At 69.1% G+C, this 20,228-nt stretch carries 15 protein-coding genes and 3 pseudogenes; 6 read left to right on the forward strand and 12 right to left on the reverse strand.

All coding sequences use genetic code 11. The annotated features are described in order from the left end of the window. Positions 1 to 93 precede the first annotated feature (93 nt). Both M2437_RS09360 and M2437_RS09365 read right to left on the reverse strand, forming a co-directional pair. A complete protein-coding gene (locus M2437_RS09360; RefSeq protein WP_253387225.1) occupies positions 94 to 1,596 on the reverse strand; it encodes a DUF6504 family protein in 1,503 nt (500 codons plus the stop codon). Then, positions 1,511 to 2,272 (reverse strand): ImuA family protein, encoded by a 762-nt coding sequence (locus M2437_RS09365; RefSeq protein WP_076641856.1) that lies wholly within the window; start codon positions 2,270 to 2,272, stop codon positions 1,511 to 1,513. The genes M2437_RS09360 and M2437_RS09365 overlap by 86 nt, the downstream gene beginning before the upstream one ends. A 392-nt stretch (positions 2,273 to 2,664) precedes the next feature. Between M2437_RS09365 and M2437_RS09370 the strand changes: the two genes are divergently transcribed. Next, positions 2,665 to 3,069, forward strand: coding sequence for a response regulator (locus tag M2437_RS09370; RefSeq protein WP_253387226.1), 405 nt, complete (start codon positions 2,665 to 2,667; stop codon positions 3,067 to 3,069). A gap of 69 nt (positions 3,070 to 3,138) precedes the next feature. Here the strand turns inward: M2437_RS09370 and M2437_RS09375 are convergent, their stop codons facing one another. The 9 genes and pseudogenes from M2437_RS09375 to M2437_RS09415 form a co-directional block, all read right to left on the reverse strand. Beyond that, entirely contained in the window at positions 3,139 to 3,600 is a 462-nt protein-coding gene (locus M2437_RS09375) for a peptidylprolyl isomerase (protein WP_012255637.1), read from the reverse strand. Between the two features lie 3 nt (positions 3,601 to 3,603). Beyond that, positions 3,604 to 4,050 carry a UCP034077 family protein gene (locus M2437_RS09380; RefSeq protein ID WP_253387227.1) on the reverse strand — a complete coding sequence of 149 codons (447 nt, stop codon included), beginning with the start codon at positions 4,048 to 4,050 and terminating at the stop codon, positions 3,604 to 3,606. A gap of 59 nt (positions 4,051 to 4,109) precedes the next feature. Then, positions 4,110 to 4,652, reverse strand: a complete 543-nt coding sequence (locus M2437_RS09385; protein ID WP_082290829.1) for a peptidylprolyl isomerase — start codon at positions 4,650 to 4,652, stop codon at positions 4,110 to 4,112. A 42-nt stretch (positions 4,653 to 4,694) separates the two neighbouring features. After that, the gene (coaD, locus tag M2437_RS09390) at positions 4,695 to 5,198 is read right to left on the reverse strand and encodes a pantetheine-phosphate adenylyltransferase (protein ID WP_003604674.1); all 504 of its coding nucleotides are present in this window, start codon (positions 5,196 to 5,198) and stop codon (positions 4,695 to 4,697) included. Between the two features lie 144 nt (positions 5,199 to 5,342). Then, a complete protein-coding gene (locus M2437_RS09395) occupies positions 5,343 to 6,167 on the reverse strand; it encodes an outer membrane protein (RefSeq protein ID WP_003604673.1) in 825 nt (274 codons plus the stop codon). Between the two features lie 221 nt (positions 6,168 to 6,388). Next, positions 6,389 to 9,119: pseudogene (gene gyrA / locus M2437_RS09400) on the reverse strand (DNA gyrase subunit A). Between the two features lie 324 nt (positions 9,120 to 9,443). Next, positions 9,444 to 10,044 (reverse strand): annotated as a pseudogene (gene mobA / locus M2437_RS09405) (molybdenum cofactor guanylyltransferase MobA). A gap of 41 nt (positions 10,045 to 10,085) precedes the next feature. Then, entirely contained in the window at positions 10,086 to 11,213 is a 1,128-nt protein-coding gene (locus tag M2437_RS09410) for an Mrp/NBP35 family ATP-binding protein (RefSeq protein WP_056461349.1), read from the reverse strand. Between the two features lie 91 nt (positions 11,214 to 11,304). After that, positions 11,305 to 11,579, reverse strand: a pseudogene (locus tag M2437_RS09415) (hypothetical protein). Between the two features lie 149 nt (positions 11,580 to 11,728). On the opposite strand from M2437_RS09415, the gene M2437_RS09420 reads away from it, so the two are divergent. The 5 genes from M2437_RS09420 to hisN all read left to right on the forward strand — a co-directional run bounded on the left by M2437_RS09420 (position 11,729) and on the right by hisN (position 17,603). Next, complete coding sequence (locus M2437_RS09420) at positions 11,729 to 12,232, forward strand: pyridoxamine 5'-phosphate oxidase family protein (RefSeq protein ID WP_003604409.1); 504 nt, start codon at positions 11,729 to 11,731, stop codon at positions 12,230 to 12,232. A gap of 158 nt (positions 12,233 to 12,390) precedes the next feature. After that, positions 12,391 to 13,689 carry a nicotinate phosphoribosyltransferase gene (locus M2437_RS09425; RefSeq protein ID WP_253387229.1) on the forward strand — a complete coding sequence of 433 codons (1,299 nt, stop codon included), beginning with the start codon at positions 12,391 to 12,393 and terminating at the stop codon, positions 13,687 to 13,689. Between the two features lie 10 nt (positions 13,690 to 13,699). Continuing rightward, positions 13,700 to 14,482 (forward strand): LamB/YcsF family protein, encoded by a 783-nt coding sequence (locus M2437_RS09430; protein ID WP_253387230.1) that lies wholly within the window; start codon positions 13,700 to 13,702, stop codon positions 14,480 to 14,482. Positions 14,483 to 14,722: 240 nt separating this feature from the next. Continuing rightward, positions 14,723 to 16,756 carry an AI-2E family transporter gene (locus M2437_RS09435; protein ID WP_253387231.1) on the forward strand — a complete coding sequence of 678 codons (2,034 nt, stop codon included), beginning with the start codon at positions 14,723 to 14,725 and terminating at the stop codon, positions 16,754 to 16,756. Positions 16,757 to 16,811: 55 nt separating this feature from the next. Then, positions 16,812 to 17,603: a histidinol-phosphatase gene (gene hisN / locus M2437_RS09440; RefSeq protein WP_253387232.1), complete on the forward strand. Its 792-nt coding sequence runs from the start codon at positions 16,812 to 16,814 to the stop codon at positions 17,601 to 17,603. A 165-nt stretch (positions 17,604 to 17,768) separates the two neighbouring features. Here the strand turns inward: hisN and M2437_RS09445 are convergent, their stop codons facing one another. Beyond that, the gene (locus M2437_RS09445; protein WP_253387233.1) at positions 17,769 to 20,114 is read right to left on the reverse strand and encodes a hemolysin; all 2,346 of its coding nucleotides are present in this window, start codon (positions 20,112 to 20,114) and stop codon (positions 17,769 to 17,771) included. Between the last annotated feature and the right edge of the window lie 114 nt (positions 20,115 to 20,228).

Below are 20,228 nucleotides of genomic sequence, written 5' to 3' on the forward strand. Positions count from 1 at the left end.
GCTTCCGACCAAGGTCGGACGCGATGCGTCCGGCGGACGCCCGCCGCCCCGCAGTCGCGGGGGCGACCCGCAATGAATCATCGCGGGTCAGTGTCACGCCTCGCCGAGCCCGTGCAGCCACCAGCGGCCGTTCGCCTGCATCGGGCCGTCGCGGAACAGCCAGAAGCGCTCGCCCGCCTCCGTCTCCACCCGGTAATAGTCGCGGGTGAGTTCGGCTTCCGCGTCCGCCACCCACCATTCGCCGAGGATCCGCTCCGGCCCGTCGGCGCGTGCGATCAGGTGGCGGGTGTTGCGCCAGACGAAGAACAGCGGCGGCGCATCGGGGATCTCGGCCATCGCCATGACCGGCTCCGGCGGCGCCAGAAGGCGGGCCGGGCGCGGCAGGTCCGTGGGCCAGAGCGCGCCGAGGGGGGCGGCCAGCGCCGACACGCGGCGCACCGCCCGCTCGGGCAGGTCGCTCTCCACGGGTGCCAGCCGGTAGACGCGGGCGGCGCCGAGGCGCACCAGCAAGGTATCGACCAGGGCGGCGAGATCCGGCGCCTGCGGGCCGGCGGCGAGATGGGAATTCTGGCGCTCGGCCAGGGGCTCGACCCGCGAGGCGGAGAGCACCGCTTCCTCGATGCCGAAGCCGGGATCGATCAGAGAGAGGCGCTCAGTGAGCAACCGGGCGAGGTGGGTGGCGTCGCGGCTCGGCCCCGCCGTGCCGATTCGGATTGCCTGATCGAGGCGATCGACGCGGACGAAGACGAGGTCGAGCCGGCGCGCCCCGAGGCCGCGCCGCTCCAGTTCCGGCACGAGCCGGGCGCAGAGGTCGGCAACGACCCGTTCCAGGCTCTCGCGGGCGCCGACCGGCTCGGCGAAGCGCAGGGCCACGCGCGGGGTCTCGGGTGCGGCGAGCGCCGTCAGCGGCTCCGGCGCGTGCCCGAGCGCCCGGTCGAGCCGGAACAGGATCTCGGCACCGAAGCGCAGCCGCAAGGCCGCCCGCGGCTTGTCGCTGAGTTGGCCGATGCGGGCGAGGCCGACATCCTGAAGCGCCCGCGCGGCCTCGGCGCCGAGCCGCAAAGCCGCCACCGGCAGGGGGGCCAGCACCTGGGTTGCCCCGCCCGGCGGCACGATGCCCCCCTCGCCGAAGCGGGCCATCCCCCAAGCGCAGCCCGGCGTGTCGGCAAGCGCGAGCCGCGCCGTGATGCCCGTCCGCTCCAGGCGGGCGGAGAGATCGGCGAGCAGGGGCGCCTCGCCGCCATGGAGATGGGCGGCGCCAGTGATGTCGATCACCAGCCCGTCGGGCGGGTCGAGGGCGACGATCGGCGCGTAGCGATGGCACCACAGGCCGAGCCGCGCCAGGGCCGCCGCATCCGCCTCGGGATCGGCCGGGACGAGGTGCAGGCCCGGCACCAGCGCCCCGGCATGGGCCGCGCTCATGCCCGGCCGCAGGCCGAGGCGGCGGGCGGCGGCGTCCACGCCGGCCAGAAGGCGCCGGGCACCGTCCTGCGCCACGGTGGCAAGCGGCTCATCCGGCGGCGCGGTGCTGGACCCGCTCCGGCGCAGCCGGTCGGTCGGCCAGGACGGCAGGTACAGCGAGACGACCCTGCGCATCGCAAGCCTCCACGATCCAAGCCCCCGGCGCCCCACCGCGGCAGCGCTGCAAGTCGAGCCGCCAGCGCGGCCGGCCCATTCGACGGTTCGTTCCTTCCGAAGGGGCGGGCGCCACCCGCCAGCGGGTTCGCGCGGCGCTGGGCTCCGGCTCGACGGCCTCCCCCGCGCAGAGGCGGTGGACGACGAGCGCGGTGACGCCCGAGCCCTCCGCCGCGAGCTGGAGCCGGCGGGAGGGGGTGAGCGTCATGCGGGTGAGTTCGCCGACGACGCCGGCCAGTCCCCGATGGCGCAGGCCCTCCTCCATGGCGGGCAGCACCTCGGCATCCCGCCACGTCTCGCAATAGACCACCCGGTCGGGATGCAGCCCGACCCGGGCGAGCGCGGGGGCGAACAGATCGCGGCTGTGCAGGCACCACAGCACCGGCCCGTCGAGCCGGGCGAGGATGCCGCCGGCAAACAGCACGGCGGTAGCGGCGTAGCGCCCGCGCGGGCCGCCCTCATGGATCTGGTGGAGCGCCCCGAGGGCCAGCCCGCCACCGGGCAGGGCCGCGTCGAGCCCCGTCACCCCGAAGGGCAGGGCGCGCGAATCCGCCGGTTCGCTGCCGGCCCCGGCGCGGTCCGTCAGGCGGCGAAGCGCATCCAGCGTCGGCACGTCGGGGGATCGGGGAGGGGGCATGGGCGCGGGTTCAGGGGCTCGGGAGGGTGTCGATCAGAACAAACAGTGAACGCACCTGAGCCGTAACCCGTCAACCGCTCTCGCGTTGCCATCCCTGTTGAAAATGCGGATTTTATTCCAACCGCACCCTTGACCCTGAACCAGGGGAGGCGGCGACGCATCAAGCCCTGCACGCAAAGCGGGTGCGACGGCTTATCTCACGCAAAAGCGCATGCCGACCCGACTTGAGCGCAACAAATCCAGGCGCTGTTGCCCATGAACGACAGACGTTTGCCCCCACCGTTCTATCGTATTGTCTGCCGGGGACTTTGCCGGAGGTTATCGTATGGGATGCGCAATCTGCGTTTTTCCCGCGAGCCCTCTAGATTAATCAGGGTCATGAGTGACCAGTCATGAGTGACGCACGACCCACAGGCCGCCGGCCCGTCATTCTCGTCGTCGAGGATGAACCCGACGAGCGCTACCTCGCGGCCGAGCTGCTGGAGGAGAAGGGCTTCGAGGTCATCGAGGCCGAGACGGCCGAGCGTGCGCTCGACATCCTGCACCAGCGGGGCGACGCGATCGACGTCGTGTTCTCGGACGTGCGCACGCCGGGCACGATCGGCGGCTTCGAACTCGCGCGGATCATCGGCGTGACGTGGCCGCGTATCCGCCTGCTGCTGACCTCGGGCGACGCGGGCGACCAGCCGAGCGACCTGCGCGTCACCGCGACCTTCATGCCCAAGCCCTGGCGGGCCCCGGAAATCCTGACCTGGCTCGAAGAGGCCGCGGGGCTCAGGGAGCCGCCGGAAGGCTGAGCCGCGACCGGTTCATCGAAAAATCAGATGCCCCCTCTCCCCGCAGGCGAGGAGAGGGGAAAAACAGACTTACGCCGCCGCGACGGTCGCCTTCACGATCCGGTCCGGATCGCGCACGGGCTCGCCGCGCTTGATCGTGTCGACCACTTCCATGCCCTCGATCACCTTGCCCCACACCGTGTACTGGCGGTCGAGGAAGCGCGCGTCGGAAAAGCAGATGAAGAACTGCGAGTTCGCCGAGTGCGGGAAGTTGGTGCGCGCCATCGAGCAGGTGCCGCGCACATGCGGCTCGGCGTTGAACTCGGCGTTGAGGTCGGGCAGCTCCGAGCCGCCCGAGCCGGTGCCGGTCGGGTCGCCGGTCTGGGCCATGAAGCCGTCGATGACGCGGTGGAACGGCACGCCGTCGTAGAAGCCCTGGGTCGTCAGCGTCTTGATCCGCTCGACGTGGTTGGGGGCGAGGTCGGCGCGCAGCGCGATGACGACGCGGCCCTTGGTGGTCTCCAGGACGATGGTCTCGTTCGTCTCTGCCATGAGTTAAATTCCCTGTCCTCTGGGTCCGTCGTAGATGAAGCGCAGCGCCAGGGGGCGCCCCGCGATGGCTCCGCCGAGAGCCGGGGTGACCCGGACCGGCGTGCAGCGGGCGATCGCGTCGCGCGTCGCCCGAATCAGGATGTCCCGGGCCCTCGTATCGCCCGGCGTGTTCGCAAACGGCGTCTTGGCGAAGGTGATCTGCGGCGTGCCGATCACCGAGCCGTCCCGGCGCAGGGAGAGACGCGCCGTGATCTCCACGCGCTCGAACCGGCTGAGGCCTTCGGGCGCCTTCCAGCAGGCGGCGAGCGCCGGGTAGAGCGCCTTCAGGGTATCGGCCGGGGCCGCCGCCGTGTCACCGGCGGGCAGCGGCACATGCTGCGTACCCCGCAAGGTTTGGGGCAGGGTGCGCCAGGGTTCAATGCCGTCGAACGCATCGGCCCCGCCCGCCATGATCGGGACGAGGCAGGCCGCGAGGATGCAGACCCCGCGGCGCGATGGCCGGCGGGCCGCTATTGGCCGCCTCCGGCGAGCGTCATCTTCACGATCTTGTCGGGGTTCTGCACGGAGCCGTTATCGGCCTTGGAGCCCTTCTTGATCTTGTCGACCACGTCCATGCCCGAGGTGACGACGCCGACGACGGTGTAGTTGTTGTTCAGGAAGTCCGCGTCGCCGAGGCAGATGAAGAACTGCGAGTTGGCCGAGTTCGGGCTGCCCGAGCGGGCCATGCCGACCGTGCCGCGCTTGAACGGCGCTGAGGAGAACTCGGCGGGAATGTTGGGCAGGGTGGAGCCGCCGGTGCCGTTGCCCTTGGGATCGCCGGTCTGGGCCATGAAGCCGTCGATGACGCGGTGGAACTTCAGGCCGTCGTAGAAGCCCTGGCCGATCAGCGTCTTGAGCTGCTTGACGTGCTTGGGCGCGATCTCCGGGCGCAGCTCGATCGTGACCCGCCCGTCCTTGGTCTCGAGAAGCACGGTGTTCTCGCCGGCCCGCGCCGGGGCGGCGAAGAGCATGGCGGAGAGGGCGAGTCCGAGGACGGCGTGACGGCGATTCATGCGGTCTAAAGCTCCGTGGTGGGGATCAGGATCGGGTGGAAATCAGGATTTGGCGAAGCGGGCGGCAAGCCGCGCGGCGACGACCGACGGCACGAAGGGGGAGACGTCGCCGCCCATGGCCGCGATCTGGCGCACCAGGGTCGCGGTGATCGGGCGCACGCCGGTGGAGGCGGGCAGGAACACGGTCTGGACCTCAGGTGCCATCGCGCCGTTCATGCCGGCGAGCTGCATCTCGTAATCGAGGTCGGTGCCGTCGCGCAGCCCCCGGATGAACAGGCGCGCCCCGCAGCGCCGGGCGGCCGTGACGGCGAGGTCGTCGAAGGTGACAACGTCGAGGCTCGCGCCCTCGGCCGCGGCGAGCGGTTCGCAGGTCTCGCGCAGCAGGGCGGCGCGCTCCTCGGCCGTGAACAGCGGCGCCTTGCCCGGATGCACGCCGATGGCCAGCACCAGCCGCGGCACGAGGCGGCAGGCCTGTCGCACCACGTCGAGATGGCCATTGGTGACCGGATCGAAGGAACCGGCGTAGAGCGCTGTACGGGTCGTCACGGGAACGGGCCTAGAGCATTTTCCCCGCAAACGGAACCGCCGCCAACAGAAACGGGCGCCCCGGAGGGCGCCCGCGCGAACGCGATGGGGTCGGGATCGAAGGCCCCGGCGGAAATGGAACGCTCCGCCGGCCTCCCCCGGCCCTCAGTACGTGCCGAACCCGAAGTTCAGGCCGACGCGGGCCAGAGCGCCCTCGGTGCGGGATTCGATGTTATAGCCGACGCCGGGACCGCCCGTGCTGCGGATCAGCACCGTGCGGCTGCCGAGGTCGTAGCGCAGGTACTCGGCCTTGACCGTCATCTGCAGGGACCCCGTGAGATCCAGGAAGGAATTGGCCGGGATCGCGTACTCGATACCGCCGCCATAGGCGTAGCCGGTCTCGAGCCCGGAGCGGGCGCCGGCATAGGTCACCGGCGTTCCCGTGCGGAAGACCGCGGCCAGCGTGGTGGTGCCGTAGGCGAAGCCGCCGGTGCCATAGACCAGGACGCGGTCGAAGGCGTAGCCGACACGGCCGCGCACGGTGCCGAGGAAGTCGAGGTCGGCGGCGTAGACGTTGCGCAGGACGTTCGGGTTGATGGCGGGGCGGAAGATCGTCTCGGTGCGGCTGCGCGCCAGATCGAGGTACTGCGCGTCGGTCTCGAAGCCGAAGACGAAGCCGGTGCCCGGCGTGAGCTGGAAGTTGTAGCCGGCCTGACCACCGAAGCTGAACCCGTCCTTCGGCAGGGCGACATTCGCGCGGCGCAGGTCGTTGGTCACGTTGGCCTGGAGCGCACCGATGCCGGTGGTCCGAAGCGTGTCGCTCTCGGTGTAGGCGTAACCGCCGTTGGGACCGAAATAGGCCCCCGTCCAGGCGAAAACGGGGATCGGCGTGAAGACCGGCGCCTCGGCGCGGCGCGGCAGGTCGGCGGCCAGCGCAGTGCCGGAGAGGAGAATACCCGCGAGGCCGGAGAGGATCAGGGAATTGCGCAAGGCTCGAACCGAAGGTGTGAGGAAAGCCGCACTTTCTCTACCGACGGTCGGGCATGGAAACTATGATATAACGGCAACACCAATGTTATGGCAGCGATATAACGCCATTACTTCCGCTTAATACTGTAATTCCAAAAAATAATCCTCGATCACAAAACTTTGATCGCGCCTTTGGCCGAGCTGCGGAAGGGGCCCGTTTCGCCCCTCCGCAGCCCCTTCGATCAGACGGCCTCTTCGCCGTTCTCGTCCTCGCCCTCGATGTGCTCCACCGAGACGACACGCTCGGCCTTGTCGGTGTTGAACACCGTCACGCCCTGCGAGGCGCGGCCGACGATGCGGATGTCGTCCACCGGCACGCGGATGAGCTGGCCGGCATTGGTGACCAGCATGATCTGGTCCGAAGCCTCCACGGGGAAGGAGGCGACGAGGTTGCCGTTGCGGGCATTGACCCGCATCGCCGTGATGCCTTTGCCGCCGCGACCCGAGGTCCGGTACTCGTAAGACGACGAGCGCTTGCCGAAGCCGCGATCGGACAGGGTCAGCACGAACTGCTCCGCGGCCCCCATCTCGTTGTAGCGCTCCAGCGAGATCGCCGAGGCTTCCGAAGCCTCCTCTGCCTCGGCCGGCTCGGCCTCCGCCTCGCCCGCGTCGCCGATCACCGCCCGGCGCATCTTGAGATAGCCGGCCCGCTCCTCGGGAGATGCGTCGAAGGCGTTGAGGATCGCCATCGAGATGACTTTGTCGTCCTGGGCGAGGTTGATCCCGCGCACGCCGGTCGAGTCGCGCCCCTTGAAGACGCGCACATCCTCCACGGGGAAGCGGATGCACTGGCCGAGCGCGGTGGTGAGCAGAACGTTCTGCTCGGGCCGGCAGATCTCGACATGGACGATGTGGTCGCCCGGATCGAGCTTCATCGCGATCTTGCCGTTGCGGTTCACCGTGGTGAAGTCCGACAGCTTGTTGCGGCGGACATTGCCGGAGGCGGTGGCGAACATCACGTCGAGTGTGTCCCAGGACGTCTCGTCCTCGGGCAACGGCATGATGGTCGAGATACGCTCGCCCTCGTTCTGAAGGTGCAGGATGTTGACGAGCGCCTTGCCCCGGGCGTTCGGCGCGGCCATCGGCAGGCGCCAGACCTTCTCCTTGTAGGCCTGGCCCTGGTCGGAGAAGAACAGCACCGGCGTGTGGGTGCTGGCCACGAACAGCCGGGTGACGAAATCCTCGTCGCGGGTCGCCATGCCGGAGCGGCCCTTGCCGCCGCGGCGCTGGGCCCGGTAGGTCGAGAGCGGCACACGCTTGACGTAGCCGGCATGGGACACGGTCACGACCATGTCCTCGCGGGCGATCAGATCCTCGTCCTCGACGCTGAAATCGGAATCGATGATCTCGGTCTTGCGCGGGGTGGCGAAGAGGGCGCGCACCTCGGCCAGTTCCGTCTTCACGATCGCCTGAATACGGACGCGCGAGCGCAGGATATCGAGATAGTCGGCGATCTCGTCGGCGAGCTTCTTCAACTCGTCGCCGACCTCGTCACGGCCGAGAGCGGTGAGGCGCTGCAGGCGCAGGTCGAGGATCGCGCGGGCCTGGATCTCCGAGAGCCGGTAGGTGCCGTCCTCGGCCACGCGGTAGCGCGGATCGTCCACCAGCGCGATCAGCGGGGCGATGTCGTGGGCCGGCCAGTCGCGGGCCATCAACGCCTCGCGGGCGGTGTTCGGGTCCGGCGAGGTGCGGATCAGGCGGATCACCTCGTCGATATTGGCGACCGCGATGGCCAGACCGCACAAGACGTGGGCCCGCTCGCGCGCCTTGTTGAGCAGGAACTTGGTGCGCCGGGAGACGACCTCCTCGCGGAAGTCGTTGAAGGCCAGCAGCAGGTCCTTCAGGTTCATCAGCTCGGGGCGGCCGCCGTTCAGCGCCACCATGTTGCAGCCGAACGAGGATTGCAGCGGCGTGTAGCGGTAGAGCTGGTTCAGCACGACCTCGGCCATGGCGTCGCGCTTGATCTCGACGACGATGCGCATGCCGTCGCGGTCGGATTCATCGCGCAGGTCCGAGATGCCCTCGACGCGCTTCTCCTTGACCAGCTCGGCGATCTTCTCGACCAGCGTCGCCTTGTTCACCTGATACGGGATCTCGGTGAAGATCAGCGCCTCGCGCTCCTTGCGCAGCTCCTCGATATGGGACTTTCGCCCGCATGATGATCGAGCCGCGGCCCGTGGCGTAGGCCTGCCGGGTGCCGGCGCGGCCGAGGATCAGGCCGCCGGTCGGGAAGTCGGGACCGGGCACGATCTCGTTGAGCGCCTCGATGGTCAGGCTCGGATCGTCGATGAGGGCGATGCAGGCGTCGATCAGCTCGCCGAGATTGTGCGGCGGAATGTTGGTGGCCATGCCCACCGCGATGCCGCCCGCGCCGTTGACCAGCAGGTTCGGGAAGCGGGCCGGCAGGACGGTCGGCTCCTCGTGCTCCCCGTCGTAGTTCGCCTGGAAATCGACGGTGTTCTTGTCGATGTCCGAGAGGAGCGCGCTGGCGGGCTTAGCCAGGCGCGATTCGGTGTAGCGCATGGCCGCGGCCGGATCGCCGTCGACCGAGCCGAAATTGCCCTGCCCGTCGATGAGCATCAGGCGCATCGAGAAGTCCTGGGCCATGCGGACCAAGGCGTCGTAGATCGATTGGTCGCCGTGCGGATGGTACTTACCGATCACGTCGCCGACGATGCGGGCCGATTTGACGTAGCGGCGCTCGGGCAGGTGCCCGCTCTCATGCGCCGCGAACAGGATGCGCCGGTGCACCGGCTTGAGGCCGTCGCGCGCATCGGGCAACGCGCGGCTCACGATCACGCTCATGGCGTAATCGAGGTAGGACCGGCGCATCTCGTCGGTGATGGAGACGGGCTTGATGTCGGTCGCGGGCGGGGGCGTGCCGGCGCCGGGTTGGTCGTTGTCGTCTGCCAACGTCGCTCTCTCGGGTTCTCGTTCGGTCGCCCATGGCGGAACGCCAACGGACGAAGACTAGCAAGGACAAGTCAAAGGGCCGCCAATCCCGACCGCTCCCCTCATCCTGAGGTGCCGCGAAGCGGCCTCGAAGGATCCTCCCGATCCCGCGCGTCTTCTGGAGGATCCTTCGAGGCTTCCGCTTCGCTTCAGCACCTCAGGATGAGGGGGGAGAAGTAGGATGACCCGCTGCCTGCCAAAGGCCGTCGTCTCAGTTACTTAAATATGAATTCCGAGGGGCTTGCACAACATCTGCGAGCCTGTCGGCGGTGCATTGCCGGCTCGTCAGGGAACCCGCGCCAGAAGCGCCTCGGCGGCGGCGAGATCTTCCGGCGCGTTGAGGTTGAGAAAGGGATCGACGGGCTCGACCGGCCAGGACGCCACCGCCGCCCCGTGCCGCTCGATGAAGCCGCCGACGCGCCGCTCGCCCGAAGCGAGCCAGCCCCGCAAATCCTCACGCAGGGCCACCGGCCAGAGCGCGCTGGTGAAGTGGCGCCGCTCGCCCGAGGCCGCGAGCGCGATCGGCTGGCCCTCCGCCGCCGCGATCGCGACGAGCCGCGCGACGAAGTCCTCCGGCAGGAAGGGCGCGTCGCCCGGCACGCTGACGATGTGGGTGAGGCCCGCTTCACCGGCGGCTTCCAGTCCGGCGAGGATGCCGGCGAGCGGCCCCGGATGGTCTGGCACGGTGTCGGGCAGAAACGGGTCCGGAAAATGCCGAGCGGAAGCGGACCGGATCGCCGTTAGCGCTGAGCGCGAGCCCGCCGGCGCATTGCGGGCCGAGCCGCTCGGCGACCCGCTCCAAGAGGGTGCGGCCGGCAAGCATGCGCAGAGGCTTGTCGCCCCCGCCCATCCGCCGCGCCAGGCCGCCGGCCAGGATCAGGCCCAAAACACCCGGCCCGATACCCGACCCGGAGACCGGAGCGGGACTCACTCGATGACGATTTTCGGCGCCGCGCGGCCGGCAGGCGCGCCGCTGAGATTGGCCCAGAGTTTCCCGGCGATCTCGCGGTAGATCTTGGCCTGCGGCCCGTCCGGATCGGTGGCGACCACGGGGCGGCCGGCATCCGAGGTCTCGCGGATCGCCATGGTGAGCGGGATCTCGCCGAGGAAGGGCACCTCCAGGCGCTCGGCCTCGTGGCGGGCGCCGCCATGGCCGAAGATCGCGGAGGCCGCCCCGCAATTCGGGCAGATGAAGGTCGCCATGTTCTCGATCACGCCGAGGATCGGCACCGAGACCTTGCGGAACATCGTCACGCCGCGGCGCGCATCGATCAGCGCCAAATCCTGCGGCGTCGAGACGATGACGGCGCCCGACAGGGGCGTGGCCTGGGCCATGGTGAGCTGCGCGTCGCCCGTGCCGGGGGGCATGTCCACGATGAGCACGTCGAGTTCGCCCCAGGCCACGTCGCGCAGCATCTGGGTGATGGCCGACTGCACCATCGGCCCGCGCCAGATCATCGCCGATTCCGGCTCGATCAGCAGGCCGATCGACATGGCCTTCAGGCCATAGGCCTGGAGCGGCTCCAGGGTCTTGCCCTCGATCACCCGCGGCTTGCCGGACAAGCCCAAAAGCTTGGGCACGGAGGGACCGTAGATGTCGGCATCGAGCAGGCCGACCTTGAGGCCCTGCGCGCTCAGAGCCAGGGCGAGGTTGCAGGCGGTGGTCGATTTGCCGACGCCGCCCTTGCCGGAGGCGACCGCCACTATGTGGCGCACGCCCGGCAGCGCGTTGCCCTGGCGCGGCGGGGCGCCGGGGCCGCCGGCCGGCTGACGCGGGGCAGCGCCGGGAGCCGGCGGGTTGGGCGCCCGCTCCGAGGTCAGGCTCGCGAGTACGCTCGACACGCCGGACAGGGCCAGCACGCGGCCTTCCGCCTCGCGCCGCACCGGCTCGAACCGCTCGGCCTCGCTCGGATCGATCCGGATCGAGAACATCACCCGGTTGCCCGGGTCGATCACCACCTGCGAGAGGCGGCCGGAATCGGGCAGGGTGGTGCCGCCGCGATCGACCGTGACAGTCGAGAGCGCCTTCAGCACGTCGTCGCGCGTGATCGCCAAAACTCAAGCTCCATCGGGCGCCGGGGCGGGCCATCCCGCTCCCGACCATCTAACCACCCTTGCGCCAAACGCCAGCCTTCAAGCCGTGTTCTCAGCGCCGCCCTCCCGGCGGAATGGCGATCAGGTTGCATTCTTCCATCGGGGCCCGCGCACGACCGAACCGTCGCCGCGCCGGTAGACGCCGTGGCGCAGGTGCCGGCAGCCGACGGGGCCGCGCAGCCGCTTCACCCGCTCGATATGGACGCTGCGGGAGCGCCGATTCGAGAAGTCGTGGCCGCCGATGCGCACGCCGGAGCCGAAGCGCACCTCCGCGGAGGCCGGCAAAGCGGCGGCGGCGAGCAGCATGGCCAGCAGCGCACCCCTCATCCCCTTCACTCTCCGGCAAAGCTTCGACCGACCCCTGAACCAAGATCGACCTCGCTCGTTGTCGAGGCAATCGCCGGGCAGCGGACCATCGACAAGGGTCTTCAGCCTGCCCGGCTCACGCCATTGACGACAGACGGAGTACGGATCTCATGCACCAGGGCAACCATCGCGACCACGAGGGCGCGAAGAAGCTCTTCGAGCTGGTCAAGGACGTCAAGGTCGCAATGCTGACCACCGCCGACCAGGACGGGACGCTCAACAGCCGCCCGATGTGGAACAACGAGATCGACGAGAACGGCGACGTTTGGTTCTTCACCAAGCTGCACAGCCCGAAGACCGCCGAGATCGGCCGCGACAATCAGGTGAACCTCTCCTACTCCGATCCGTCGAGCCAGACCTACGTCTCGATCGCCGGCAAGGCCGAGGTGATCCGCGACCAGAAGCTGATCGACGAGAAGTGGCAGGAGAGCCTCAAGACCTGGTTCCCCAACGGCAAGAACGACCCCGAGGTCGGCCTGATCCGCATCCATCCCGAGCAGGGCGAGTACTGGGACAGCCCGTCCTCCACGATGGTCCACCTCTACGGCTACGTGAAGGCTTCGCTCACCGGCGAGAGCCCGAAGACCGAGACCAAGAAGGTCAACCTCGCCTGATTTTTTTGGGAACGGGCTCGCGCCCGTCCCGGTCACGTTCGGCGTCCCTGCCTCCGGTGGGGGCGCCTTTTTTGTCATGACGCCCCGCGCCCACCGGCGTTGATCGCCGGGGCGTTCCGCCCCAAGCTCGGGCGACACTCCCCGAACACGGACGGCCCATGATCGACCTCGCGAAGCGGGTCTACGACCACAACTTCCGCATCGACCCGATCGTGCGCTCGCTGCTCGATACGGATTTCTACAAGCTCTTGATGGCGCAGATGATCTTCCGCCGTCACCGCGATCTGCGCGTCAGCTTCGGAATCCAGAACCGCACCCGGAGCGTGCGGGTCGCCGACGAGATCGACCTCGCGGAATTGCGGGCGCAGCTCGACCACGCCCGCACGATCCGCCTGAGCCGGGGCGAATCGACCTGGCTTCGCGGCAACACTTTCTACGGCAAGCGTCAGATCCTCTCCTCCGAGTTCATGGCCTGGCTCGAAGCGTTTCGCCTGCCGGAATACGAGCTGGAGGTGCGCGACGGACAGGTGGCGCTGACCTTCCACGGCCCCTGGGTCGAGACCACGATGTGGGAGGTGCCGGCTCTCGCAATCCTCAACGAAATGCGCTCCCGCGCGGTGCTGCGGGGCCTCGGCAAGTTCGAGCTGCAGGTGCTCTACGCCCGCGCCATGACCCGCGTCTGGGAGAAGATCGAGCGCCTGAAGCGCCTGCCCGACCTCTCCATCGCCGATTTCGGCACGCGCCGCCGCCACGGCTTCCTGTGGCAGGATTGGTGCGTGCAGGCGATGAGCGAGGGCCTCGGCGAGCGGGCCTTCCTCGGCACCTCGAACTGCCTGATCGCCATGCGCCGCGAGGTCGAGGCGGTGGGCACCAACGCCCACGAACTGCCGATGGTCTACGCCGCGCTGGCCGGTGACGACGATGAGGCGCTGGCGGCCGCGCCCTACGCGGTGCTCGCCGACTGGCAGCAGGACTATGCCGGCAACCTGCTGGTGGCCTTGCCCGATACCTACGGCACCACCGGCTTTCTCGCCAAGGCGCCGGACTGGCTCACCGCCTGGACCGGTATCCGCATCGATTCGAAGGAGCCGATCGCGGGCGGCGAGGAGGCGCTCGCCTTCTGGGAGTCGCGAGGCTGCGACCCGCGCGAAAAGCTGGCGATCTTCTCCGACGGACTCGACGTCGACGACATCGAGGCGATCCACGCCCATTTCCATGGCCGCATGCGCATCGGCTACGGTTGGGGCACGCGGCTGACCAACGATTTTCGCGGCCTCGTGCCGGAGGGGCGGCTCGATCCGATCTCGGTCGTCTGCAAGGTGACGGAGGCCGAGGGCCGCCCGACGGTGAAGATCTCCGACAATCCGAGCAAGGCACAGGGGCCGGCGGCGGAGGTGGAGCGCTACAAGCGGGTGTTCGGGGTCGAGGAGCAGGCCGCGATGGCGGTGGCGGTGTGAGAGCAGAAGCATGAGCGTCGCCCGCATCGATCTCAACGCCGATCTCGGCGAGGGTTTCGGGCCCTGGCGCATGGGCGACGACGCCGCGCTCCTCGACATCGTCACCTCGGCCAACGTCGCCTGCGGCTTCCATGCGGGCGACCCCGACATCATGGTCGAGACGGTGCTAGCGGCGAAGGCGCGGGGCGTGGCGATCGGCGCCCATCCCGGCTTCCACGATCTGCGCGGCTTCGGCCGAAACCGGATCCAGGAGAGTCCCACAAGAATCGAGCGCGACATCGCCTATCAGATCGGCGCGCTCCAGGCCTGCGCCGCTCTGGCCGGTGCCCGCGTCACCCACGTCAAGGCGCACGGGGCGCTCGCCAACATCTCGAACGAGGATGCGGCGATCGCCGAAGCGCTGGCCCGTGCCGTGGCCGGTGTCGATCCCGATCTCGCCCTGGTCGTGATGCCGGGGCTTCCCGCCGAGCGGGCCGGCGAGCGCTTCGGCCTGCGCCTCGTGCGGGAAATCTACGCCGACCGCGCCTATGCCGAGGACGGCACGCTCGCCCCCCGCGCCTCGCCCGGTGCAGTGATCCACGACGCGGGCGAGGCCGCCGCGCGCGTCGCCCGCATGGTCGGGGAGGGCGCCGTGTTCACACTCGGCGGGCGGCGCGTTCCGGTCGCGATCGACACGGTCTGCGTCCACGGCGACAACCCGGAGGCACTCGCCATGGCACGCGCGGTCCGGACCGAGCTTGAGCGGGCGGGCTTTAGCCTACGCCCCTTCGCCGAACCCTCTGCGACGTCCTGAGGGACGAATCCGTTACGGCGACGTTTCAGGGATCGAATTCAGCCCGCTCACGGTTTCTTGAGCTCAGGTGCCTCCGGGCGCTGGCCCGTGCGCTGGCCCGTGACGACGATCGCCCGGATAGACCGCGGCTCGTCGTGCGGAGCGCGCGCGGACCCTTGTGAGCGAGACCGAGGCCCGCATCGCGACGCGATCCGTCGGGCCTTCGGATGAAGCGTGGCGTGAGAGGAAGCCCGGCCTGACATGAAGCGTATATCCACCGGTGAGGGCTTCATCGTGCCGCCGCGCCCGGCGCGTGTTTCCGCGGCCGAGACGCCGAAAGGTCCGCTCGCCTCCTCCCTCGTCGTGTTTGCCATCATCGTGGCGGGCCTCTTCTTCGCGCGCGAGGTGCTGATCCCCATCGCGATCGCGGTGCTGCTGTCCTTCGTGCTCGGCCCGCTGGTGAACTTCCTGCGCCGGCTGAAGCTGGGGCGGGCCTTCGCGGTGCTGGTCTCGGTGCTGCTCGCCGCCGGGATCATCGCTGCGGTGACCACCGTCATCGGCGTGCAGGTCGCCGAACTCGCGCAGGACGTGCCGCGCTACCAGCGCACCGTCGAGCGCAAGATCGAGGGGCTGCGGGCCGGCACGCTCGGCCAAACGATGGACTACATCGCCAACATCAACCGGGCGATCCACCAGAGCGGCGAGGAGAGCAAGGAATCGGCCGAGAAGGCCAAGCAGCAGGCCGCCCGCGACAGTAACCGCAAGGCCGAGCCGGAGCCGCCGAAGCCGCTGCTGGTCCAGGTGGAGGAGCGCCGCCCGGGCCCGCTCGAGCTCGCCACCACCGTGCTCGCGCCGGTGGCGCAGCCGCTCGCCACCGCCGGCATCGTCTTCGTCGTCCTCCTGTTCATCCTGATGCAGCGGGAGGATCTGCGCGACCGCCTGATCCGGCTCGCCGGTTCGAGCGACCTCCACCGCACGACCGTGGCGATGGACGACGCGGCCCGGCGGCTCTCGCGCTACTTCCTGGGCCAGCTCGCCCTCAACTCTGCCTTCGGCGTCGTCATCGGCGTCGGGCTCTGGATCATCGGCGTGCCGAGCCCCGTGCTGTGGGGCATCTTCGCCCTCGTCATGCGCTTCGTGCCCTATATCGGAGCCTTCCTCTCGGCGGTCCTGCCGATCGCGCTTGCGGCGGCGGTCGATCCGGGCTGGAGCATGGTGCTGTCGACCTTCCTGCTCTTCGCCCTCGTCGAGCCCATCGTCGGGCAGATCATCGAGCCCCTGGTCTACGGTCACTCGACGGGCGTCTCGCCGTTCTCGGTGCTGGTCTCGGCCCTGTTCTGGACCTGGCTATGGGGACCGGTGGGCCTCCTGCTCTCGACCCCGCTCACCGTCTGCCTCGTCGTGCTCGGGCGCCACGTCGATCGGCTCGAATTCCTGGACGTGCTGTTCAGTAACCGCCCGGCGCTGACGCCGATCGAGAACTTCTACCAGCGCATGCTCGCCGACGACCCGGAGGAGGCGCAGGAACATGCCGACCTGATCCTGCGCGAATGCTCGCTCTCGGCCTATTACGACGACGTCGTGCTGAAGGGTCTCGAACTCGCCTCCCGCGACGCCGCCCGCGGCGTGCTGACGCCGAGCCAGAAGGACGAGATCCGCGCCTCGATCACGGCTTTGGTGGAGGATCTGGAGGATCGCGAGGATGCCGTGCCCGATCCGGCCTCCAAACCCACCCGCCTCTTCGACGGGGCAGGCGCCGCTGGCGACGGGGAGAGCGCTTGCAAGAACGAGCCGATCCCTGACCCCGACGAGTTGCCCGCCGCGTGGCAGGCCGACGGTGCGGTGCTTCTCGTCTCCGGCCGCGGCTTCCTCGACGGGGCGGCGACCGCCATCGCCGACCAGCTCCTGCGCAAGCGCGGCTTCGGCACCCGGCAAGTGCCCTTCGCCGAGGTCGCCCGGGTGCGCATCGCCGAGTGGCAGCCGGGTCCGGCTCAAGCGGTCTGCGTGATCTCGCTGGCGCTGTCCGGCGAGCCGACCCATCTGCGCCGCCTCGTCTCGCGGCTGCGCCAGAAGATCGACACCGTGCCGATCGTCGCCGGGCTGTGGCGCCTCGACGAGCCGATGCTCGCCGACGACGCGGTGCGGGCCAAGATCGGCGCGGACGACCACGTCACCTCCCTGCGCGACCTGATCGAGACGATCCTCGCCCTCGCCCGCAACGAGGGCGGCCCGGACCGGTCCGAGCGGAACGATGCGGCCACGCCCCCGCGGCAGGCCCTGCCCGAGCCGGCTTGACGAGACGGCTCGAGGGCGGCTTCGTCTCAGCCCGTCAATGGGAGGCTGCCCCTCGATGAGCGTCGTCGATCTCGCCCAGTTCATGGAAGACCTCGCCACCCAGTCCGGAGCGGCGATCCTGCCGTTCTTCCGGGCGCATTTCGGCCTGGACGACAAGTCCCACGGGACGGGCCACGCCTTCGACCCGGTCACCGAGGCGGACCGGGCGGCGGAAGCGGTGATGCGGCGGATGATCAACGACCGGCTGCCGAACCACGGCATCCTCGGCGAGGAGTTCGGCTCGGAGCGGGCGGATGCGGAATGCGTCTGGGTGCTCGACCCGATCGACGGCACCCGCGCCTTCATCAGCGGCCTGCCGACCTGGGGCACGCTGATCGGGCTGACCCATCACGGCGCGGCGGTGCGCGGCCTGATGCACCAGCCCTATCTCGGCGAGCGCTTCCTGGGCGACGGCAAGACCGCGAGCGTACGCTCCGCGAAGGGCGAACGCCCCCTCCACACCCGCCGCAACGAGGCGATCGGCAACGCCATCCTCGCCACCACCGACCCGCGCCTGTTCGCGGAAGGGGAGGAGGCCGAGCGCTTCCGGACGATCGAGGGGCAGGTGAAGATGTCCCGCTACGGCACCGACTGCTACGCCTATTGCATGCTCGCCGCCGGCCAGATCGACCTCGTGGTCGAAGCGGGGCTGAAGCCCTACGACATCGTCGCGCTGATCCCCATCGTCGAGGGCGCGGGCGGCGTCGTCACGAGTTGGGACGGCGGCCCGGCCACCGGCGGCGGCCGGATCGTGGCCGCCGGAGACCGCCGGCTGCACGACGCCGCGCTGAAGGTGCTCAACCCGTAGGGCCCCGCCCCAGAGGGAAGGACGCCGCGTTATCATCGCACGACGCGGACGAACCGCCCCGATCGCGACGGCGAACAGGGCGGCTCGCATTGGGTCTCGCGATGATCCTTGTCATGCCCGCCGATCGCCGGGGACGTGGGTCCGCCCCGGCGATGGGCGACCGGTTCAGGCGAAGATCAGATCCTTCACCTGTCCGGCCAGCGCGGTATCCCACGACCAGTTGGACTGGCCGACCAGATCGCTGGTGCGCAGCACATCCAGCGGAACCGCGCCCTGCCCCTCGGCCACGAGCTTGTCGTTCTTGATCAGGCGCATGTAGCCGGCCTCGTCCACGCTGGCCTGCCATTTCGCCATCTCACCCTCGACGATCGTGTCCGCCGCCGTGATCCGGTGCTTCGTGGCGCCCGTGAGGATCTCGAAGGCCATGTCGTCACCGTTGCCGACCTGACCGAGCCAGATGTTGTTGCTGTCCCGCCCGTTACCGGTATCGAACACGCGCTGATAGTTTCCGTGGGCGAGATCGTCGAAGCGGACTTCGGCGAACATCTTGAAGGCGCCGTCGATCTCCGGGATGCCCTTGAACGGCGTGATGGTCAGGTCGCTCACCTCGCCGACGAGCGGCTTGTCCCACGTCCAGTTGGACTTGCCGACGAACTCGTTGGTCCGCGCGACGTCCTTCGGGACGATGCCCTGTCCCTCGGCCAGGAGCACGCCGTCCTTGAACAGGCGCATCCAACCGGTCTCGTTGACGCTGGTCGTCCAGGTGGCTTCCTGGCCTTCGACGATCGCGCCCTTGGCCACGATGTTGGCGGAGTTGGTGCCGTTCAGGATCATGAACTGCATGTCGCTGGAGGTGCCGATCTGGCCGAGAAAGACGTTCTCGGCGCCGGCACCGTTGCCGATGTCGTAGCCGCGCTGCCACGCACCGGCATCGAGATCATCGAACCGGACCGTCGCACTGGCGGTGAAGGCGCCGTGGATGTCGGGCAGGTCGTCCTTGAAGGTCAGGTCGTAGATGCCGCCCTTCAGCGCAGCGTCCTGCGCCCAGTTGGATTGGCCCACGAGATCCTTCGCGCGCGTCAGGTCGCGGGGCACCACCCCCGGACCCTCGGCGACGAGCACGCCGTCCTTGTACAACGACATCCATCCGCGCTCGTCGACACCGGCGGTCCAGCGTGCCTCGACGCCCTGGGTGATGCCGTCCCTGGCGGTGATGCTATGCTTGATCGCGCCGTCGAGGATCTCGAAGGCCATGTCCCGTCCGTTGCCGACCTGACCGAGCCAGATGTTGTCGCTGTCCGGACCGTTGCCGGTATCGAAGACGCGCTGGAAATGGCCGCCGGCGAGGTCGTCGAACCGCACCCGCGCGGTGACGCTTAACGCGCCGTCGATCTCGGGGATGTCGGGGCGGTAGGTGTCGTCCGCGGCGGCGTTCAGGGCCATCTCGTAGGGCGCCTTGCCGGCCTGTACGGGCCCGAAGCGCTGCTGCAGATGGGCGAGGAGGCCCGACATGCCGAGCACGGTGTCGTCGAAGCTCAGCGTCTCGATCGAGCTCAGCGTGTCGATGCTGCCGGAGCCGAGATGCTTGATGGCGAGTGAGCCGGCGGCGCCGTAGAGCGCGACGTAGTCCTGGCTCCGGCCCGTCAACACGGCCCTGTCGATGCCCTCGCCCCCGTCCAGCGTGTCGCCCCCGTTCCCGCCGATGAGCGTGTCGTCGCCCGCGCCACCGTCCAGCGCGTCGTTCCCGTCCCCGCCGATGAGCGTGTCGTTGCCCACGCCGCCGAAGAGTTTGTCGTCGCCCCAGCCGCCGTCGATCCAGTCGTCACCGCCATAGGCGAAGAAGGTGTCGGCCCGGTTGCCGAGCCACATCTTGTCGGCCCGCTCGGTCGAGATCGGCATCCCCTTGTCCTGAAGCATCGCCAGGTCGAGGTCCGAGATGTAGGACCGCTGGCCCCAGCCGAGATAGGGGTCCATGAGATCCTCGGATCCCCACACATGCGCCCGGGCCCCATCGAGCACGACCGGGCCGCCGAGAACCGTCCGCGTGTTCTCACCATTGAAGAGGAGCAGCCCGTTGGCTCCGACCGTGGCAGGGAATTCGAGGAAGCCCAGCCCGTGGCCGATCTCGTGCTGGAAAATGGTGAAGGCGTCGAACCTGTTGCCGGGCGCGGCCGCAACACCTGTCGGATCGTAGAACCAATCGCGGAACGTATGCTCGCCGAGCGTGAGGTTGGCGTCCTGCACGCCGCCGTTCGGGTCATACCCCTCGCGGGCCTTCAGGATGGGGGTGTTTTCCCACCATCTCCCGTTCCAGGTCCATTGAGGGCCGCCGTTGGCGAGGGCGCCGCCGACATTGCCGATCCCGATCGCGATATCGAACGTGCTCTCGACTTGGATGTACTTGCCCCAAGCGTCGGCAGCCGCCTGTGCCGTGGCGAGGATCAGGCCAGCCTGCCACCCGGCCAATCCCATCGAGTATTCATTGGCCCAGGTGACCGAGATTTTCGCCATATTTTCATCCTCCGAGCCATCCGCGCTGCTGCCGGATCGCTTCGCTGTTCCGCCGCCGTCGGGCAACTCTAAGTCGGCTTGTGACAGGCCGGCTCTGAGGTTGACCAACAAGAG

The sequence above is a fragment of the Methylorubrum pseudosasae genome (assembly GCF_029504475.1).
GTDB lineage: Bacteria > Pseudomonadota > Alphaproteobacteria > Rhizobiales > Beijerinckiaceae > Methylobacterium > Methylobacterium extorquens.